Below are 18,117 nucleotides of genomic sequence, written 5' to 3'. Positions count from 1 at the left end.
CGGGAAGCTTAGAAGCCGCCCATTCCGCCCATGCCACCCATGTCATCGCCACCGGCTGGGGCAGCGCCAGCAGGAGCTGGCTTATCTGCGACAACAGCTTCGGTGGTCAGGAACAGGCCAGCGATCGATGCCGCGTTCTGCAGTGCCGAACGGGTCACCTTCACTGGGTCGTTGACACCAGCTTCAAGCAGGTTGACGTATTCGCCGGTTGCAGCGTTCAGGCCGTGACCTGCTGGCAGGCCCTTGACCTTGTCAGCGACAACGCCTGGCTCCATGCCAGCGTTCAGGGCAATCTGCTTCAGCGGGGCTTCGATGCCAACGCGGACGATGTTCGCACCGGTAGCTTCGTCGCCTTCCAGAACCAGCTTCTCGAATGCTGCAGCGCCAGCCTGGATCAGTGCAACGCCACCACCGGCGACGATGCCTTCTTCAACAGCTGCCTTGGCGTTGCGCACGGCATCTTCGATGCGGTGCTTGCGCTCCTTGAGCTCGACCTCGGTAGCAGCGCCGGCCTTCAGCACAGCGACACCGCCGGAGAGCTTTGCGTGGCGCTCCTGCAGCTTCTCGCGGTCGTAGTCCGAGTCGGTGTTCTTGATCTCGGCTGCGATCTGGGCCTTGCGTCCCTCGATGGCGTCGGCTTCGCCGCCACCTTCAACGATGGTGGTCTCGTCCTTGGTGATAACGACCTTGCGGGCGGTACCGAGGACTTCCAGGCCTACGTTGTCCAGGGACAGGCCGATTTCCTCGGAAACAACCTGGCCGCCGGTGAGGATAGCGATGTCGGTCAGCATGGCCTTGCGACGGTCGCCGAAGCCCGGAGCCTTGACAGCAACGGACTTGAACAGGCCGCGGATCTTGTTCAGGATCAGGGTAGCCAGGGCTTCGCCCTCGACATCTTCGGCGATGATCAGCAGCGACTTGTTCGACTGCATGACCTTCTCCAGCAAGGTCACCATGTCCTTGACCGAGGAGATCTTCGAGTTCACGATGAGGACGTAAGGGTCCTCAAGAACGGTTTCCTGGCGCTCAGCGTCGGTGACGAAGTAAGCGGAGATGTAGCCCTTATCGAAGCGCATGCCCTCTGCCAGCTCCAGCTCCAGGCCGAAGGTGTTGGATTCTTCAACGGTGATAACGCCCTGCTCGCCGACCTTGTCGAGAGCTTCAGCGATCAGTGCGCCGATTTCCGGATCGCCAGCAGAGATCGAAGCGGTAGCAGCGATCTGCTCCTTGGATTCGACCTTCTTCGCAGCGGCGAACAGTTCAGCGGTAACAGCTTCTACGGCCTTGTCGATACCGCGGCGCAGTGCGATTGGGTCAGCACCTGCGGCAACGTTGCGCAGGCCTTCCTTGACCAGTGCCTGTGCCAGCACGGTTGCGGTGGTGGTACCGTCGCCAGCGACGTCGTCGGTCTTCTTGGCAACTTCCTTGACCAGCTCTGCGCCGATCTTCTCGTAAGGCTCTTCGAGGTCGATTTCCTTAGCGATGGACACGCCGTCGTTGGTGATAGTAGGAGCCCCCCACTTCTTTTCCAGAACAACGTTGCGGCCGCGTGGGCCCAGGGTGACCTTCACCGCGTCAGCAAGGGTGTTCAGGCCGCGCTCAAGTCCGCGGCGTGCTTCCTCGTCAAATGCAATCATCTTAGCCATTGTGGCGTACGGTCCTTTCGGGACGATTTTGCGAAAATGCAACCGACAGACAGCGCCCGCGACGGACGAGTGGACCGGTGCGGCATCGGGCCAGCAACCGTTTCAGCTCTCGCTATCTGAGGTATTTTCCACGCCCACGCCCTGCATCCGCTGTCCGGTGCTTCATGGAGTTCTTGGAGAACGCAAAAGCCGACCGGCGTTAGCAGTCGCAACGCATGAGTGCTAATACAAATATTGGCACTCTCGCATGGCGAGTGCAAGCCGATCGGCTCTGAGCGAATGGAATTATGAACGAATTATTCGTTTAGCCCCAGGGTGTCATCGGAGCCCAGAACCACGGTGACCCGGTTCGGAATGTTGCTGGTCTGCAGAACTTCGTCGATATTCAGGATTTCTGCAGCTTTTTCAGCGGTAGTCCGGTAGGACTCGGACATGTAATAAACCGTGGAGACTTCTGCGGGCCTGGTCCAGTTGTCGGCCACAATGCTGGTGAACCCGGCTTCGGCCATGGCGTCTTCGCCTTCATTAGCCAGACCGGCAACACTTGCCGCGTTGTACACGCCAATCAGCTGGCCGTAGAGCACGTCTTCGTCATCGATGGTGCTCGTTGGCGATGCGGATTCACTAGGTGTGGGTTCCACGGAGGGCTCAGCGGTGACTTCCTGGGTTTGCGAGGTGTCGCTTCCCGTGGAAGTCGCGAGGGTCTCCTTGAGCTGGGGGCCGAAGATGAAGGACAAGGCACCGATCACCAGCACGAGTACAGCGGTCAGCACTACCCAGCGCAATTTCCCACCGGTTGACTTCGACGCGGCGGACTGCGCCCATCCGTGGGCGTGGTGCGAACCCACACGGGTGCTGAACTCCGGAACGCGATCAAATTCGTCACGCGGGTAGTTGGTCATTCTTGTCCTTGCTCGAGGTCTGATTGGTCACGGCAGGCAGGGTTATCGTCCCGTGCCGACCTTACCGCCCACGCGACGTTTTGTGGAACGTGCTCTGCGCAGGCGCTTGACCAACATCGGGTCGTAGGCCAGTGCCGCGTCGGTTTCAATCAGCTGGTTCAGCAGCTGGTAATAATTCGTCGGCGACATCGAAAACTGCTTGGTAATGGCTTGTTCCTTGGCCCCGGCATACTTCCACCACAACTTTTCCAGGTTGAGGATCTGTTGCGAACGCTCATCCAATTCCGAATCCGGGCTCATGACGAAATCCACCAGCAATTCATTCTCAGCCATACGTTCTCACCTCTGTCATTGGACCAGTTTTCTCGGGTTTCGGTTATGCATGTAATCCACCATCGGTAGACATACCACCGATATTCTAACCAATCTGCTTGCCTAACACCGTGTGGCCGAGCACAGGCACGCCAGAAAAACGGCACAATTACCCCTATGGACGATTTGCAGCCAGCACTTTTCGATGCACCCCAGCCAGCACGGACACCAGTGTACGAAGCGGCTGATTTCCCGTTCTACCATGGTGCCCAATCCATGGCCGACCACGGGTTTATCGCTGCAGACTGGGTACCGGCACTCTGCGAGCAGGACTCGTTGCTGCGTTCCCTGGCCACCGATTTGGCGGCCCGTTCGGCGGCCGGTGAACAGATCCTGCCGGCACCGGAGGTGATGTTCCGCGCACTGAGCCTGCCATTGTCCGAAGTCAAGGTCCTAATTGTTGGCCAAGACCCATATCCGACACCCGGCCACGCAAATGGTTTGGCCTTCGCGGCCAACAAGCAGGTGCGACCGCTGCCGCGCTCCTTGGCCAATATCTACAAGGAATTGCAGTCCGATCTGGGGCTGGATCCGGTTGCGCATCCGGATCTCAGTCCATGGCTCTCAGAAGGCGTCTTGCTGTTGAACCAGGTGCTCTCCGTAGCCGCTGGCAATGCCGGCTCGCATCAGAAGCTGGGTTGGGCGCCAATTCTGCATGCCATCCTCACCGCGCTCAATGACCGTCCGCGGCCTCCGGCGGCTTTGCTCTGGGGCAAGCATGCGCAGAAACTCTCCGAGTCCCTGTCCAACGCCGTGCAGCTGCAAAGCGCCCACCCCTCGCCGCTCTCAGCCTCGCGCGGGTTCTTCGGCTCCAAGCCCTTCTCAAGCATCAATCGGCTCCTGTCCGACAGCGGACAGAAGCCGATTGACTGGTCGTTGCCGAAAGCCTAGCGTCGGCGGATCCGCCGGCGCTCACGCCGGGCGCTGGAGGTCAATGGACGGCACAGCGTATCGCCGAAGACGACGCCGCCAGCGATGGAGAGCATGATCGCCATGGCGTTGAACATCTCCACCAGTCCCGTGGCGGTGTCATTGACGTTGATGACGATGCCGTACATTGCGCGGAAGATCATCAGGCCCGGAAGCAGGAACATGACCGCAGGAGCCGCTAGCACCAGCTGCGGGGAGCGGAGTTTGTCCGCTGCCAGCCGCGCGGCGAAACCGATCACCGTGGCGACCAGCGCCGGGGTGGCCCGGTCTCCGAGTCCAATGCTTTCAGCCAGCAGCTGCACCAGGTAGCCGCCGACCGCAATGCCGGCGGTAGGCAGCAGCAGGCGCAGCGCGCTCTGCTCGGTGACCGCACCGGCGACAATGGCCACGCCCACCAAGACCACCAGCAGCCAGGCCGGATAGTCGGTTTGGACGATCTGGTGAACGTCGACCTTCTCTCCCCCGAGCAGATCCGAGATCACCAGGGCCGTAGCAATTCCGCAGAGGATCGCCCCGTAGATCAGGCTGGCCGAGAACAACCGGCCTACCGCTGTCACCGGGAAGCCGTTGATGGCATCCTGCAATGCCGAAACGAATCTGCCCGACGGAAGCAGCAGCAAGATGCCGCCAGAGACCACCAGCGCCGGATCCAGCGGAGCGTGGAATTGATGCCCCAGCAAGGCAATGCCGGTGACCACCAATGTCGAGGCCGCGATAGTGAAGAACTCGGGCACTCTCCAGCGCGAGCCGTATCGGCCGATCTGCGTCACGAGGCTCGAGGACAGCATCGCCACCAGCGCACCAGCCCACGAGCCGCCAATGAAGAGCACGAACGCGGCCGCGAACACGGCCCGGCCGCAGGCGACGATCCAGCGCGGGAACGGCTTGGGCTGCCGCGTGATGTCCTTCAGCCGCTTCGCTGAAACGGATCGCGATACGCCGCCGGCAATGATATCCGAGACGAGTTCGTGCACCAGCACCATGCCGGCGTAGTTCGAGGTGTAGGAGCGGACCACACGCAGCACCGAGTAGCTTTCGGCGTCCGGCGGGCTGTAGTTCAAATGCAGGGACTGGTTGGTGATGTCCACATCCAAGTGGCTCAAGCCCAGTGCCGCGGTCACCGCGATCACGCTGGTTTCCACTTCCAAGGCGCCTGCGCCGTAGCGGATCAAGGTCTCGCCCAAATCCAGCGCGAACTCCATGGTGCGCCGGTTGGACGCGTCCTGGTCCACATTGACCTTGGGGTTGGCGTAGGGGGTGCCCTGCAGGCGCTCAACGATGTTCAGCGCCTCAGTGGGAGGGGTATCCGAGATCCACATTTTCGCCAGCAGCCGACGGGCCACCGGGTTGGCGCGGGTAGGCATGAGGGTAATGCCCTCATCGGTGGTGTGGACCTGGCCGGTGCGCCACTCGATATCCGAGACATCGGCAGCCGCCACGTTGGCGCTGACCGCCGTATTGAGCGGCAATTCAGATGCCGTTGCCGGCTCTTCGGCGGGCTCTGCCGGATGGAAGCCCATGTTGATCTCACTAGTGGCAATGCGGGGCAAGACGCCAGCTAGCGGAGCCGGATCCTCGCCTACGGCATTCGACGAGGCGGCCTGTTCCTCGCTAGATCGATGCGCCACGAATCATGCCCCCTCATCCAAAGTTTTTCCCATGGGATTCACCATACAACCCGTGCATGAAAAGTTGTCGGGAACGTGGCGAATTCGGGAGGTATCGCCGAACACATTTAAGGGTATTTTCGGCCACTGGAATACCGGCGCTCGGCAGTTGGTTGCACCATGCAGAAGTTAGATGTGTTTGCATATAATCCGGAGGATCCAATGAATACGCAGTTCCCATTGCCAGAAATCGGAGCCGAGACCTTCGGCGACATCACCGAGGATGCCCAGGGCAACCCGCTGAGCCATGCCCAGGTGATCCGCAATGTCATCGCCGAGGGGCAGCAGGCCGAAGCCTCGGGCCTTGATTTCTTCGGTGTCGGCGAGCACCACCGCGATGACTATGCCATCTCCTCCCCCGAAATGGTTCTGGCCGCCCTGGCCAGCACTACCCAGCGCATCAAGCTCGGCACCGCGGTGACCGTGCTCTCCAGCGACGACCCGGTGCGCGTCTACGAACGCTTTGCCACCTTGGACGCGATCTCCAACGGGCGAGTGGAGATCATCGCAGGCCGTGGCTCCTTCATTGAATCCTTCCCGCTCTTCGGCCTGGATCTTGAAGACTACGAGGACCTGTTCGAAGAGAAGCTGCATCTGCTGGCCAAGCTCCGCCACGGCACGCCGGTTTCCTGGCAGGGCAAGCACCGCGCCGCCTTGCGCAACCAGCAGATCTACCCGCTGCTGGAAGACCAGCCCTTGACCACCTGGGTGGGTGTGGGTGGCAGCCCGCAGTCGGTAACCCGCGCGGCCCGGCATGGCTTGCCGTTGTGCTTGGCCATTATCGGCGGCCAGCCCTCGGCCTTCGAAGGCTTGGCCACTCTCTACCGCCGTGCGCTGAAGGAGTTCGGCCATGGAGAATTGCCGGTCTCGGCGCACTTCCATGGCTTGGTGGCTTCCACCGACCAGGAGGCCCTGGAAACCCTCTGGCCGCATTACCAGCGCACCATGAATCGGCTGGGCGCCGAACGAGGCTGGCCGCCGGCCAGCAAGATGCGCTTGCAGGCTTCCATGGGGCCCGAGGGAGCCATGATGGCCGGCAGCCCGGAAACTGTGGCACGGAAGATGGCCAAGGTGGCCCAGCAGCTGGGCTTGTCGCGCGTTGACATCAAGTACTCTGCCGGTTCCTTGCCGCACGAGGCGATGATGAACAGCATCAAGTTGCTCGGAGAAGAGGTCAAGCCCATGGTGCACCAGCTGCTTGGCGCCTAGGATCCTGGCTGTCCCGGAAACAGCGAAAGCCACCGCATTGCGGTGGCTTTCGTTCTTGGTGGATCTTACTGGACTCGAACCAGCGACCTTTCGCGTGTGAGGCGAACGCTCTAACCAACTGAGCTAAAGATCCATCTGCGCCCTGACTTGCAAGCCAAGCGCATAAGCAATCCTACCGGGCCGTGGACCTCACTCCAAATCGGCCACCGGTTCCAGCGCCCGGATTCCGCCCCCGGAACACGCCGAAATGCCGCTTCGAGCGCAGGTTCGAACAGTCGTGGTTCAGGCAATGAGTAGAGCAGAAAAACAACGCCGAATAGTTTATTTGCGATTCACCTAAAAGTACCCATTTCCACTTGTCAAAAAGGGACTTTAGACTCCATAATTTTTCTAGCTCATCGAGCTCAAACTGGACCCTACAAGGAAGTTGCCGGAAGCCGCCGGCATCGGTCCCCTCAAGGCCAACGAAACCGCGCAGTGGATTTTTCCACCGCGCAAAAGCCTCATCTTTCGTTCGTTCTTAGAATTTAGGACCGTACCCCAGTGTTTGAAAACCTGAACTTTTCCTTGTCATCCCTATGCGTTCAGCCGGCCCAGCGCGCCGAATTAGCGACCCTCTACCCCTTGGTCGACCAGCGCTGGAACCAGAAGTTCGACCGGCTCTCGCTGCTTGTGACCGTGCGCGACCAGGGCACCTTGGTTGCCGCAGGCCTCGTGCATGATTCCATCATTGCCCCGACTTCTTCGATGAATGCCGTGGAGCTCGGTTGCATGGCCGTGCGCCCGGACTACCGCCGCCTGGGCATCCGCCAGCATGCGACGTCGCTGCGCCTTGCCCACGCGCTGCGTTCGGGCAAAACCCCGATCAGCGTCATCGATTCGCAGAACCCGGCATCCTGGGCCTTCTACGAGCGCTCGGAGCTGTGGCAGCGCGAGCGCAGCTTCGAGCACGATGGGCAGCTGAAGTTCATCTACCGGGCCACCGAGGCCGCATGGCAGTGGGCCGCGCAATTGCCGCAGGCCTCCGAGGACCACGTGGCCATCCACCTTCCCGAAAGTGCGATGCCAGCCCCGAGCCTCATGGCCGGCCCGGCCCCGGTCCAGGGATTCGCCGCGCAGTTCGGATCCGATGATTCGGCCTCCGCCGTGCCGGTGATGTGACCGCCTAGAACAGGGCGTCCTGCTGCTCGTCCACGGAGCCGTGGCCCGGCAGCGGGGCAACTTCTCCGGCCCGGCGAGCGCGAGCGGCCTCGTGCAGGTCAATCGGGGTGACCTTCAGGACCGCATCGACCATGGCGTTGAGGAACTGCGGCGCGGCAATATCCGCTGGCACCGGAGCGTGGACGCATTTCACTTCTGGATCCTCTGCGCTCTCATCCCAATCCACCAGCAGCAGGCCGGTGGCGGTGTACCCGAAGCCGTCGCCGAAGTCGCGCAGCTTGCGGATCATGTCCACGGTGCGGCGGAAGGCAGCCGGCTCGGATTCCAGGATCGTGGCACGCTGCACGAAGAAGAACCCGACGGCTGCCAGCGGGTAGCGGGCCCGCAGGTTAGCCGCATCCCCATAGGCCTCTTCATAGCGGTTGGCCAGGTTCTTGCCGAAGGATGAGGTCATCGCCTTGGTGCTGAGCAGCAGCTCGGGACCGGTGGACCAATGGGTCATCACCACGTCGGTTTGCTTCATGTAGGCGCGGCCCAGGATGCGCGCGTCGATGCTGCCCGCCTTGCCCGCCATGATGGACTCGTGCACCTCGTCGGCCAGCCGCTCCGGCAGCTTGCGCAGCAGTTCCAGGATGTCGCTGGACAAGACCCGGGGCGCCTCGGGACGCGGCCACACCAGATCCGCATCGAATCCGGCACGGCGCAATTCATGGGCCAGCCATGCGTCCACGCCCTGGGCAAAGCGGCCCGATCGGGTGACCGCCTTGTTGCGGACCGGGATGCTCAGCAGGCGTTCGAGCACCGGGAAGGACGGGTTGAATTCCTCGGTTACCGCGCCATTGCCCAGCCAGGGCGAATCCTTCGCCGCTGACATCAACGTGGTATCGAATTCGGCAAAGGCCAAGGTCTTTTCGATCGCAGGATTGGCCACGTTCATCCCCTCACGGCTTTGCTTCTGGCCTTGCGGCGTTCGAGCATATTCATTCGCGCAGTGCGGACCGCCTCCAGCGCATCCGGCTCCAAGCCGAGCAGCTGCTCGAGCACCACGCCGTCCACCAGGTCGGTGGCCTCTTGCTTGCGCCCCTGCACCAGCAGTTCACGCACCGCCGGCTTGATGGCACGCAATTGCCGGGCATAGCGCTGCACCATGCCGATCGCCGGGACCGGCAGCTGGTCGGCTTCACGCGGTTCCAGCTTCAGGATGCCGCCGCCGTAGGAGCGGCCCACCATTTCGGCTCCGAGCATGGTCAGGGTATTGAGCGATGCCACCGGGAGCAGCTCGCGGCCCAGCTCGCGCGCATCGGCGCCGAGGTACACCCCATGGATCGAGTTGATGTGGTGCACCGCGGCCTCGTTGGCGGTCAACCGCGGGGTGTCGGCGTTCATGTAGGTCATGAACAGGTCCGGCACCGAGAGCACCGGCACCCGCCACCACGGCGAGCGCACCTTGCACTTGTAGGCCTGGTCGACGTTCTGCAGTTCACCGCTGGCCACGAAGCGCGCACCGGCGCCGCTGGGTTCCGCGCCGGGGCGGAACATGTAGGCAGCTGCCCCGTGCTCGGCGAGCTTTTCCCAGCCGTCCTCGCTCAATTCCAGCCCGCGCAGGTGGCGCGAGCCCGGAGGCGAGATCCGGATCAGGTCCTCGCGGGCCAGCCCCAGGTCCTGGATCTGCTGGGCCGAGAGGGTGAACCACTTATTATTGCCGGTGACCGCGCCCAGCGAGGTTTCGCCCCAGGACTGCAGCGGCGCCATCCGGCCGGCGGCCAGTGCCGCCGACAAGATCCCCTGGGCTTCGAGGCCGACCAGGGAACCGGTCCAGCGCTCGTTCATGCGCACCGGGGTGTGGCGGGTGCCTTCGCCCAGGGCTTGCAGATCCAGCGCATTGCGGAATTGGTGCAGGTTGAAGGAACCGCTAGCCCCTTCGCGGAAGCCCTCGGCCAGCAGCAGCACCACTTCTTCCTGCGCGTCGGCGAACAAGCGCTCTTCGAAGACGGCCAGGTGCACGCTGGCGAAGCGTTCAAGCAGCATCTGGCGGACAGGCCCGGCATAGTTCACGAACATCAGCTCTGCCGGAAGCACCAGGGCCAGGCGCCCGCCGACGGCAAGGAAGCTGGTGGCATGCACGACGAAAGCGGCCCAGATGCTGGCAAGTTCATTCAGTTCCACGCCCGAGGCTTTGGCCGCGGCGCGCGAGAGCCGCCGGTCGGCCCCGCGGTGCAGCTGGTAGCGCACGTAGGGAGGGTTGCCGATGACAGCGTCGAACTCGGCGTTGCCGGTGACCTCGAAGAAGTTGGCGTGCTCGATGCGCGCGTCGATCCCGGCGGCGCTCATCCGTTCACGGGCGGCCTGCACCGATGGTTCGTGCAGTTCCAGGCCCACCAGCTCGACCCGGTCTCGGCCATCTGCGAGCACCGGATGGGCAGCGGCAAGGAATTGCGCTTCACCGCAGGAGGGTTCCAGGACCCTGGATCCTTGCTCCCCCAGCGCCCACTGCGCCATGAAGCTGGCAACGGGTTCCGGGGTGAAGTAGGCTCCGCGCGCATGGCGGGCGGTGGCCTGATCTGTCAATTCTCTACTCAACACGCATCGATCTTTCCACGTAGGCCAGACAGTTGGGCTGGACCGGTAGACCGAGTCCGGGCGGCAACTTCTCTATTCTACGTGCGCGGGCATCTGGCTGATTCCTGTTCCTAGTGGTCTGCTTCGGCTTTGCCCTTGTGGCGCAGCTTCTGGATGCCCAGGATGATGACGGTAATCACGGTACCCATGATGAAACCGGCAAGGCAGGAGAAGGCGGTGTTCACCAGCCAGCCCAGCACGGCGCCGGCCTGGCCGGTCGCGTCGTGGACCAGCAGTTCCACGTGGTGCACGAAGCCGTACGGTGCGTGCCAGCCCAGTTCGTCCATGCCGACCAGCAGCAGGTGCCCGCCGACCCAGAGCATCGCGATCACGCCGACCTTGCTCAGGATGGACATCACGATGGGCATCGCCTTGACCAGGCCGCGCCCGATCTTCTGCGTGAGCTGGCGCGGCTTGGCGGCCATGTGCAGGCCGATGTCGTCCATTTTGACGATCAAGCCCACGGCGCCATAGACCACGACGGTCATCAGGATGGCGATCACAATCAGGATCAGCGCGCGATTCAAGAACGGCTCGTGGGACACCTCGTTCAGCGAGATGACCATGATCTCCGCGGAAAGCACGAGGTCTGTGCGCACTGCCGATCCGATGATCGCTTTCTCGTCGCGCACTCCCTCCTTGCCGCCCGGAGTGTGGTGCTTGATCGCGCCCATCGCCTCAAGCAGCTTCTCGGCGCCTTCGAAAACCAGATAGGCGCCACCGATCATCAGGATCGGGGTCAGCGCCCATGGAGCGAACTGCGATAGGACCAGCGCCACCGGAAGGATGAACAGCATCTTGTTCCGGATAGACCCAACGGCGATCTTCCAGATGATTGGAAGCTCGCGCTTGGGCGAGAGCCCGGCCACGTACTGCGGGGTGACTGCCGCATCATCGATGACGACGCCTAGCGATTTGGTGCTGGCCTTGCCAGCGCCCAGCGCGATGTCATCAAGCGATGCCGCGGTGACTTTCACCAGCGCCGCCACGTCGTCCAATAGTGCTGCAAGGCCTCCGGCCATGGTCGGCTCCTTCAAATATAGGTTCTGCGAAGAATTCTACCGGCGGGATCTTTGAGCCTGCCATAGGCGCGACGCTGGCTCGGGCATGATCTGGGGCTAAAAAAAGAAACCGCGCCATGAAGATTCATGGACACGGTTCCCGTTGCTGGTCAGGACCAGGTCAGAGCCCCCTACCGGATTCGAACCGGTGACCTTCAGTTTACAAGACAGACGCTCTGGCCAGCTGAGCTAAGGGGGCGTACCGAATAAGAATATCCGAAAACCCTGCGGCACTGCGAATTGGCGATGCTCCGAGTTAAATGCCGATGGGAAGGAAGCCAGCATTGGCTTCCTTCCCATCGGTCGGGGTGCGAGATCAATAAGGATACTACCGGATCCCGAACAATTGTCCAGAGGCTACCGGTTCGACTTACTTGTTGGCAGCGATTGCTTCCTTCACTGCGGTTGGGAAGTCTTCCTTTGCCAGATCGACTACCTCGCCCTGGACGAAGATCGATGGGGTGCCAGCCACGCCATCGTACTGGCCGGCAGTAGTGGTGTACTGGACGAATGGACGGAACTTGTCATCTGCGATGCAGCTTTCAACGGACTGCGCAGCGCCATTCTGGATCGCCAGATCGGCCAGCTCGGCGTTCTTCATCTCGCCCTCTGGGTAGTGGCCCCACAGCGCCTTGACGAAGCCCATGTAGGCTTCTGGGCTTTCGTCGGCGACGCAAGCCAATGCGTTGGCGCCGCGCGAGGAGAAGTTGGTTGCTGAACCACGGTCAAGGTAGCCGACGTTACGGTATTCAACGGTGACGTCGCCGTTGGCCAGCCATTCCTCGATCTGGTCCCCGTAGGTAGCCTCGAAGTCTGCACAGTGAACGCAGTTGGCGTCAACGTACATGGCGATGTTGATCGGTTCGCCCTTTTCAGCCACCGTCAGGTCGCGTGGGGTAGCAGGCGATGGCGCCTCGGCAGGCGCTTCGAGCGTCTTGATATCCACATTCTCGATGGACTTCTCTGCGACAGTGTCCGGCGAGGTGACCATGATGCCACCGGCTGCGGTACCGCCCTGCGGCACGGCGCCGGAGTCTGCCACCTTTGCGTTGTTGTTCTGCACGATCAAGGTAACTACCAGTGCGATGACCACAATGACTGCGGCCAATACGCCCAGCTTCACGAAAAGCGACTTGCGCTTCTGAGCGGCATCTTGAGCGGCACGCATCTGCGCCGCCTTCTCTCGGGCACTCGCGGTTCGCTCTGCCTTCGATGGGCGCGGATTATTTGTAGACATAAATTTGGCGGTTCCTTGGTCAGCGGACAACTATCATCTGGAGTCAAGCTTAGCCAACTCCGAGCGCCAATATCCTTGAAAACTCAAGATTCCCCCACCTTCACAGGACTCACATATCTTTCGCATACAGCACCCAAAGTGCTTCGGAAACCTTAAGTTGAGCGTTAAACCAAGCCATCGGCGGATATCGTTTCTTTGCTGCCCGTCCTTTGCTGACCACGCGGCACATGCGCAGAAGTAGCCCATATGACGGAGAAATCCGTCTCTTCGTTCCCTTAGCAGTCAGTTTTCACTAGGCTAAATAGCAAGAGCGAGGAAATTTGACGAGAAGTCATTCACTCAGAACCGACGAATCTGCACCACGCCGGTGAACCAGATTGAACAAACCAGGAGGTTTGCAGTGGGTACCCCAGCGCCGAGTACAAAGACCGAATATTCCTACGATTTTGTGGTTGTAGCCAACCGCCTTCCGGTGGACCGCATCACCAACCCTGACGGATCGCAAGGATTCCAGCGTTCGCCCGGTGGTTTGGTTACCGCCTTGGAACCGGTCATGGCTGCGTCCGAAGGTGCCTGGGTGGGTTGGCATGGCGGTATCGGCGAGAAGCTGGAGAGCTTCGACAAGGATGACATCCATCTGGTTCCGGTCCCCCTGGATGAGGATGACCTGACCCTCTACTACGAGGGCTTCTCCAACTCGACGCTTTGGCCGCTCTACCACGACGTCATCGTGCCACCGGAGTACCACCGCACCTGGTGGGACCGCTACAAGAGGATCAACCAGCGATTCGCCGATGCCGTACTGGAAATCGCTGCTCCGAACGCTACCGTGTGGGTCCACGACTACCAGCTGCAGCTGGTTCCGCAGATGCTGCGGCTGGCGCGACCCGATCTGAAAATCGGCTTCTTCCTGCACATACCGTTCCCGGCGGCCAGCCTGTTTTCGCAGCTGCCCTGGCGCACCCAGATCTTGCAGGGACTGGTCGGCGCGGACTTGGTCGGGTTCCAGCGCGAAACCGATGCGAGCAATTTCCTGCGCTGCTTGCGCCGGTTCACCGACTACTCCACCAAGGGCGATGTGGCTTCGCCCCCAGCCGGTAACGACATGCAGAATCTCTGCCGTGCCAATGCGCATCCGATTTCCATCGATACCGAGCAAATCGCCAAGCTCGCACGCGATCCGCAAATCATTGCCCGTGCCGCCCAGATCCGCCATGAGCTGGGCAATCCGAAAACCATCATGCTGGGCGTGGACCGCTTGGACTACACCAAGGGCATTCGCCACCGCCTGAAGGCCTATGGCGAGCTGCTCTCCGACCAGACTCTGCGCGCCGGTGATGTCTGCCTGATCCAGGTAGCCAGCCCCAGCCGGGAAAACGTGGACAGCTACATCGAGCTGCGTGATCAGGTGGAGCTCATGGTCGGGCAGATCACCGGCCAGCATGACACCCTGAGCCACACCACCCTGCGCTACCTGCACCAGTCCTATCCGCTGCGCGAAATGATCGCCATGTATCTGGCAGCCGATGTCCTGCTGGTCACGGCCCTGCGCGATGGGATGAATCTGGTGGCCAAGGAGTTCGTCGCTGCGCACCAGGATGGTCGCGGCGTACTGGTGCTCTCGGAGTACACCGGAGCTGCAGATCAGCTGACCCAGGCTGTCCTGGTCAACCCGCACGATATCGACGGGATGAAGGCCAGGATCGTTGAAGCGGTTCAGATGAATGAGGCAGAGCAGGAACGCCGGATGAAACGCATGAACCGCCACTTGGCGCTCAACGACGTCTCGAAGTGGTCCGAGGACTTCCTGGCCGAGCTGGCCGAGATCAACGCGGCCACCTCCGTGCACGAAATCGTTCGCTAGAAGATTCCGACAGGAATCCTGATCTCCGATGAGGAATACCATTGCCTGACCTTGACCCTGCCCTGCAGGCCGCGCTGGCTGAATTTGCTGCCCATCAGCGGGTACTAGTTGCTTTGGACTTTGATGGAACGATGTCCCCGCTGGTTGACCGGCCGCAAGAGGCCCGGCCGCTGGAAGAGTCTGCTGCTGCCTTCGAGCAGCTGGCTTCCAGTCCCGGGGTATACACCGCGGTGGTGTCGGGGCGTAACCTGCAGTCCTTGAGCGAGGTCTATCCTGAGCCTCGTCCAGAGATTCGCATTGGTTCGCACGGCGCCGAGCGCATGGTTCCGCCACAGCTGGGCGCGATCTGGCACGATGAGCCGCTGACCGTTAGGCAGTCCGAGCTGCTCGGACAAATTACCCAGCGCCTGGAACGAGTTGCTGCGATGCACGCGAACGCCAGCGTGGAGTACAAACCGTCGGCCACGGTCCTGCACGTCCGCCAGGCAACACCTGATGTTGCTGCCACGGCCCTGGCACAGGCGCGGCAGGCGCTAGGTGATTTGGATGGCATCAAACTGCTTGAAGGCAAAGCGGTGCTAGAGGCCACCGTGCATCACGGTGATAAGGGCCAGAGCCTGCAGTGGTTGCGTGAAGTACTCGACGTCCAAGCGGTCCTTTTTGTCGGTGATGACGTGACCGACGAGAACGGATTCAAGGTTCTTGGCGCAGCGGATCTGGGCATCAAGGTGGGACCTGGACCAACTGCGGCCGCGCATAATATCCTTTCGCCAAGTGAATTACCACACCTTTTGAAAAGTCTGATTTCCATGCGACACTGAAGTGTCCCAACTCACTTTCACTACGGATCGTCGGGCACGTACCTGCCCGTGAAAGGATTGTCATCATGGCAACTGTGACCTTTGAAAAGGCCACCCGTATTTACCCGGGCGCACTTGTGCCTTCCGTCGACGCTATCGACTTGGAAATCCAAGATGGAGAATTCCTTGTCCTGGTCGGCCCCTCGGGTTGCGGCAAGTCCACCACCCTGCGCATGCTCGCGGGTTTGGAAGAAGTAAACTCCGGTCGTATTCTCATTGGCGATAAGGATGTGACCAACGTTCCGCCTAAGGACCGCGACATCGCCATGGTCTTCCAGAACTACGCGCTGTACCCCCACATGACCGTTGCCGAGAATATGGGCTTTGCCTTGAAGATCGCCGGCGTCGACAAGGAGGAACGCAAGAAGCGCGTGCTGGAAGCAGCCAAGCTTCTCGATCTGGAGAAGTACTTGGACCGCAAGCCCAAGGCCTTGTCTGGCGGCCAGCGTCAGCGTGTGGCCATGGGTCGCGCCATCGTTCGTTCGCCCCAGGTGTTCTTGATGGACGAACCGCTGTCCAACCTCGATGCAAAGCTGCGCGTGCAGACCCGTACCCAGATTGCGTCGCTGACCCGCCGACTCGGTGTCACGACCGTGTACGTGACCCACGACCAGGTGGAAGCCTTGACTATGGGTGACCGCGTTGCCGTACTCAAGGACGGCGAATTGCAGCAGGTAGGCACTCCTCGTGAGCTCTACGATCGCCCACGCAATGTCTTCGTCGCAGGCTTCATTGGGTCCCCTGCCATGAACCTGGTGCAGTTACAGTCTGCCAATGGACAGGTTGCTTTCGGTTCAGCTGTTATCGATGCGCCGGGAGCACAGGGTGGAGTCACCTTGGGCTTCCGTCCAGAGGACATCGAGATTGTCGGTGCCGGCGAAGGCGTGGAGATTGTTGTCGACGTTGTTGAAGAGCTCGGCGCAGATGCCTACATCTACGGTTCGGCAGAGCTAGGCGGCGAAACTCAGATAGTCGTGGTTCGTGTTGACGGCCGTACGCCGCCCGCACGTGGACAGCGCATCAATATTGCGCCAAATCTGCAGCACGCGCACCTGTTTGATACGGAAAGCGGTCTGCGCTTGGACAACGCCTAATACTGGCTAGCGCCAATGGCGGCTTGGAAATTGAACTCCAAGCCGCCATTGGCTTTAAGTCCGCTGCGCGAGAGTCCGGTTAAACATCGAAGGCCCCGAACAAAAGTTCGGGGCCTTCGGCAAATTATGCCCGGCGATGACCTACTCTCCCACACCCTCCCGAGTGCAGTACCATCGGCGCTGTGGGTCTTAGCTTCCAGGTTCGGTATGGATCTGGGCGTTTCCCCCACGCTATGATCGCCGTAACTCTATACCTCATGGCTAGCCATGGGAAAACTACGGTGTCATTCGCGATTGCGACAACTCCATAACTATATCAAGCACGCAGTGGATGCGCCACTTCAGAACGCGTTACCAATAGTGTCCTTCGCCATACCCAGCTAACTGGGCTAGCTCCAGATATCATCCCCGCGGAGCGTAGCCTCGGCACCGCCATCGCAGTAAATCGTTTGCCCGGTGACGTGAGTATTTTCTGCACTCGTTAGCCACAGCAGTAGCTTGGCAATTACCACGGCTTCAGAGTGGTAGTTCAATGGCATCGGCACATTCTGGTCAACCATCGTTTTGCCTTCTTCTGTCGCCAATAGGTCCCGAGTCATGTTGGTGATCACGGTGCCAGGAGCCACAGCGTTCAATGGGATCCCTGCGCCGGCCCACTTCTCCGAGATGCACTCGCGGCGAACCCAGCGGCTCAGCGCACGCTTGGAGGACGGGTAATTCAGGTAACCGGATCGCGGGCCAGCGGCTTCCAAGGCTGCACCAATGGCCAGGGCTGCTTCCTCGTCGCCTGCAAGCAACGCATCAACGAGTTCAGCGGAATTCTGCTGGATCGAGGCCATCGAGGAAACCACGGCCACGCGTGGTGACTGCGAGAGTCCCAATGCAGGCAGCAGGCCTTCCAGATACCTGGTTACGCCGAAGTAGTTTACCGAGACGGTAATCGCCTTAGGAGCCGAGATGCCTGCGGCCGCGATGACCGCGTCAATCTTGCCTTCGGAATGCTCTATGGTCTGGCTGATGGCGCTTAGCCGGCCCGCCTGCGTCGATAGGTCAGCAGTTACCTCAGCATCGCGTAGATCAACTCCAATGACCTTGTGCCCACGTTCTCGAATCAATTCTCCAGTGGCCGCGCCAATACCGGAAGCAGCGCCAGTAACGACATAAGTTCTCACGTTCGGTTTCCCTCTTTCGCAATTGGAAGACGAGTCGAGTCACCGTCGATGAGTCAGTCGCAGCCTCGCTCATATCCCACACTATGCCCATTTCGAGTGACCCCTTGAACAATGATGCCTAAGTCAAGTGTTTATGGTTGCCTTAGTCGCTTAGCAGCTATCGAGGTTAAAGCAGGAGGGGAGGAGGAACCAAGCAGCACCAGCTGCCCAATTCCCCCTCCCCTTCTCGTTAAACAGGTGAGGCCCCGGCACCAAACGGTACCAGGGCCTCAAACCATCTACTCAAGTTAAGTCCGGCGGTGACCTACTCTCCCACACCCTCA

Annotated in this window: 15 protein-coding genes, 2 tRNA genes and 1 rRNA gene; 6 read left to right on the top strand and 12 right to left on the bottom strand. The window is 60.9% G+C overall.

Annotated elements, in window-relative coordinates; translation table 11 throughout:
• Window positions 1–8: 8 nt before the first annotated feature.
• From groL to ACWICV_RS10285, 3 genes are all read right to left on the bottom strand, one after another.
• On the bottom strand, window positions 9–1,646 hold the full coding sequence (gene groL, locus ACWICV_RS10295; protein ID WP_105659122.1) for a chaperonin GroEL: 1,638 nt from the start codon (window positions 1,644–1,646) through the stop codon (window positions 9–11).
• A 296-nt stretch (window positions 1,647–1,942) separates the two neighbouring features.
• Window positions 1,943–2,548, bottom strand: coding sequence for a LytR C-terminal domain-containing protein (locus ACWICV_RS10290; protein WP_105659121.1), 606 nt, complete (start codon window positions 2,546–2,548; stop codon window positions 1,943–1,945).
• Window positions 2,549–2,590: 42 nt separating this feature from the next.
• Complete coding sequence (locus ACWICV_RS10285; RefSeq protein WP_454090983.1) at window positions 2,591–2,881, bottom strand: DUF3263 domain-containing protein; 291 nt, start codon at window positions 2,879–2,881, stop codon at window positions 2,591–2,593.
• Window positions 2,882–3,037: 156 nt separating this feature from the next.
• Between ACWICV_RS10285 and ACWICV_RS10280 the strand changes: the two genes are divergently transcribed.
• Complete coding sequence (locus ACWICV_RS10280) at window positions 3,038–3,811, top strand: uracil-DNA glycosylase (protein WP_454090982.1); 774 nt, start codon at window positions 3,038–3,040, stop codon at window positions 3,809–3,811.
• On the opposite strand, the gene ACWICV_RS10275 is transcribed toward ACWICV_RS10280, so the two are convergent.
• Window positions 3,808–5,478 carry a threonine/serine exporter family protein gene (locus ACWICV_RS10275; protein ID WP_105659118.1) on the bottom strand — a complete coding sequence of 557 codons (1,671 nt, stop codon included), beginning with the start codon at window positions 5,476–5,478 and terminating at the stop codon, window positions 3,808–3,810. The genes ACWICV_RS10280 and ACWICV_RS10275 overlap by 4 nt on opposite strands.
• Before the next feature lie 201 nt (window positions 5,479–5,679).
• Here ACWICV_RS10275 and ACWICV_RS10270 point away from each other — a divergent pair, with 201 nt between their 5' ends.
• Complete coding sequence (locus ACWICV_RS10270) at window positions 5,680–6,726, top strand: LLM class flavin-dependent oxidoreductase (RefSeq protein ID WP_105661591.1); 1,047 nt, start codon at window positions 5,680–5,682, stop codon at window positions 6,724–6,726.
• A 56-nt stretch (window positions 6,727–6,782) separates the two neighbouring features.
• Here the strand turns inward: ACWICV_RS10270 and ACWICV_RS10265 are convergent.
• Window positions 6,783–6,859: transfer RNA gene (locus ACWICV_RS10265), tRNA-Val, on the bottom strand.
• A 410-nt stretch (window positions 6,860–7,269) separates the two neighbouring features.
• Here ACWICV_RS10265 and ACWICV_RS10260 point away from each other — a divergent pair.
• Window positions 7,270–7,887: a GNAT family N-acetyltransferase gene (locus tag ACWICV_RS10260; protein ID WP_332487736.1), complete on the top strand. Its 618-nt coding sequence runs from the start codon at window positions 7,270–7,272 to the stop codon at window positions 7,885–7,887.
• Window positions 7,888–7,891: 4 nt separating this feature from the next.
• Here the strand turns inward: ACWICV_RS10260 and ACWICV_RS10255 are convergent, their stop codons facing one another.
• The 5 genes from ACWICV_RS10255 to ACWICV_RS10235 all read right to left on the bottom strand — a co-directional run bounded on the left by ACWICV_RS10255 (window position 7,892) and on the right by ACWICV_RS10235 (window position 12,804).
• Window positions 7,892–8,824: a hypothetical protein gene (locus ACWICV_RS10255; protein WP_105659115.1), complete on the bottom strand. Its 933-nt coding sequence runs from the start codon at window positions 8,822–8,824 to the stop codon at window positions 7,892–7,894.
• Window positions 8,821–10,455: an HsdM family class I SAM-dependent methyltransferase gene (locus ACWICV_RS10250; RefSeq protein ID WP_402473898.1), complete on the bottom strand. Its 1,635-nt coding sequence runs from the start codon at window positions 10,453–10,455 to the stop codon at window positions 8,821–8,823. Before ACWICV_RS10250 ends, ACWICV_RS10255 begins: the two co-directional genes overlap by 4 nt.
• Before the next feature lie 122 nt (window positions 10,456–10,577).
• The gene (locus ACWICV_RS10245) at window positions 10,578–11,528 is read right to left on the bottom strand and encodes a DUF808 domain-containing protein (RefSeq protein WP_332487740.1); all 951 of its coding nucleotides are present in this window, start codon (window positions 11,526–11,528) and stop codon (window positions 10,578–10,580) included.
• A gap of 164 nt (window positions 11,529–11,692) precedes the next feature.
• Window positions 11,693–11,766: transfer RNA gene (locus ACWICV_RS10240), tRNA-Thr, on the bottom strand.
• 171 nt (window positions 11,767–11,937) lie between these two features.
• On the bottom strand, window positions 11,938–12,804 hold the full coding sequence (locus ACWICV_RS10235) for a DsbA family protein (protein ID WP_332728156.1): 867 nt from the start codon (window positions 12,802–12,804) through the stop codon (window positions 11,938–11,940).
• 400 nt (window positions 12,805–13,204) lie between these two features.
• Between ACWICV_RS10235 and ACWICV_RS10230 the strand changes: the two genes are divergently transcribed.
• From ACWICV_RS10230 to ACWICV_RS10220, 3 genes are all read left to right on the top strand, one after another.
• Window positions 13,205–14,668, top strand: coding sequence for an alpha,alpha-trehalose-phosphate synthase (UDP-forming) (locus ACWICV_RS10230; RefSeq protein WP_332503258.1), 1,464 nt, complete (start codon window positions 13,205–13,207; stop codon window positions 14,666–14,668).
• A 41-nt stretch (window positions 14,669–14,709) separates the two neighbouring features.
• Window positions 14,710–15,489 (top strand): trehalose-phosphatase, encoded by a 780-nt coding sequence (gene otsB / locus ACWICV_RS10225; protein ID WP_454090981.1) that lies wholly within the window; start codon window positions 14,710–14,712, stop codon window positions 15,487–15,489.
• A 65-nt stretch (window positions 15,490–15,554) separates the two neighbouring features.
• Window positions 15,555–16,622 carry an ABC transporter ATP-binding protein gene (locus ACWICV_RS10220; protein ID WP_105659109.1) on the top strand — a complete coding sequence of 356 codons (1,068 nt, stop codon included), beginning with the start codon at window positions 15,555–15,557 and terminating at the stop codon, window positions 16,620–16,622.
• A gap of 128 nt (window positions 16,623–16,750) precedes the next feature.
• Here the strand turns inward: ACWICV_RS10220 and rrf are convergent.
• Both rrf and ACWICV_RS10210 read right to left on the bottom strand, forming a co-directional pair.
• Window positions 16,751–16,867, bottom strand: a 5S ribosomal RNA gene (rrf, locus tag ACWICV_RS10215).
• 144 nt (window positions 16,868–17,011) lie between these two features.
• On the bottom strand, window positions 17,012–17,794 hold the full coding sequence (locus ACWICV_RS10210) for an SDR family oxidoreductase (protein ID WP_454090980.1): 783 nt from the start codon (window positions 17,792–17,794) through the stop codon (window positions 17,012–17,014).
• Window positions 17,795–18,117: the final 323 nt, after the last annotated feature.

Source organism: Glutamicibacter sp. NPDC055354 (genome assembly GCF_053644955.1).
Note: the sequence above shows the minus strand (reverse complement) of the source record. Positions and strands in the feature narration are given on the sequence as shown.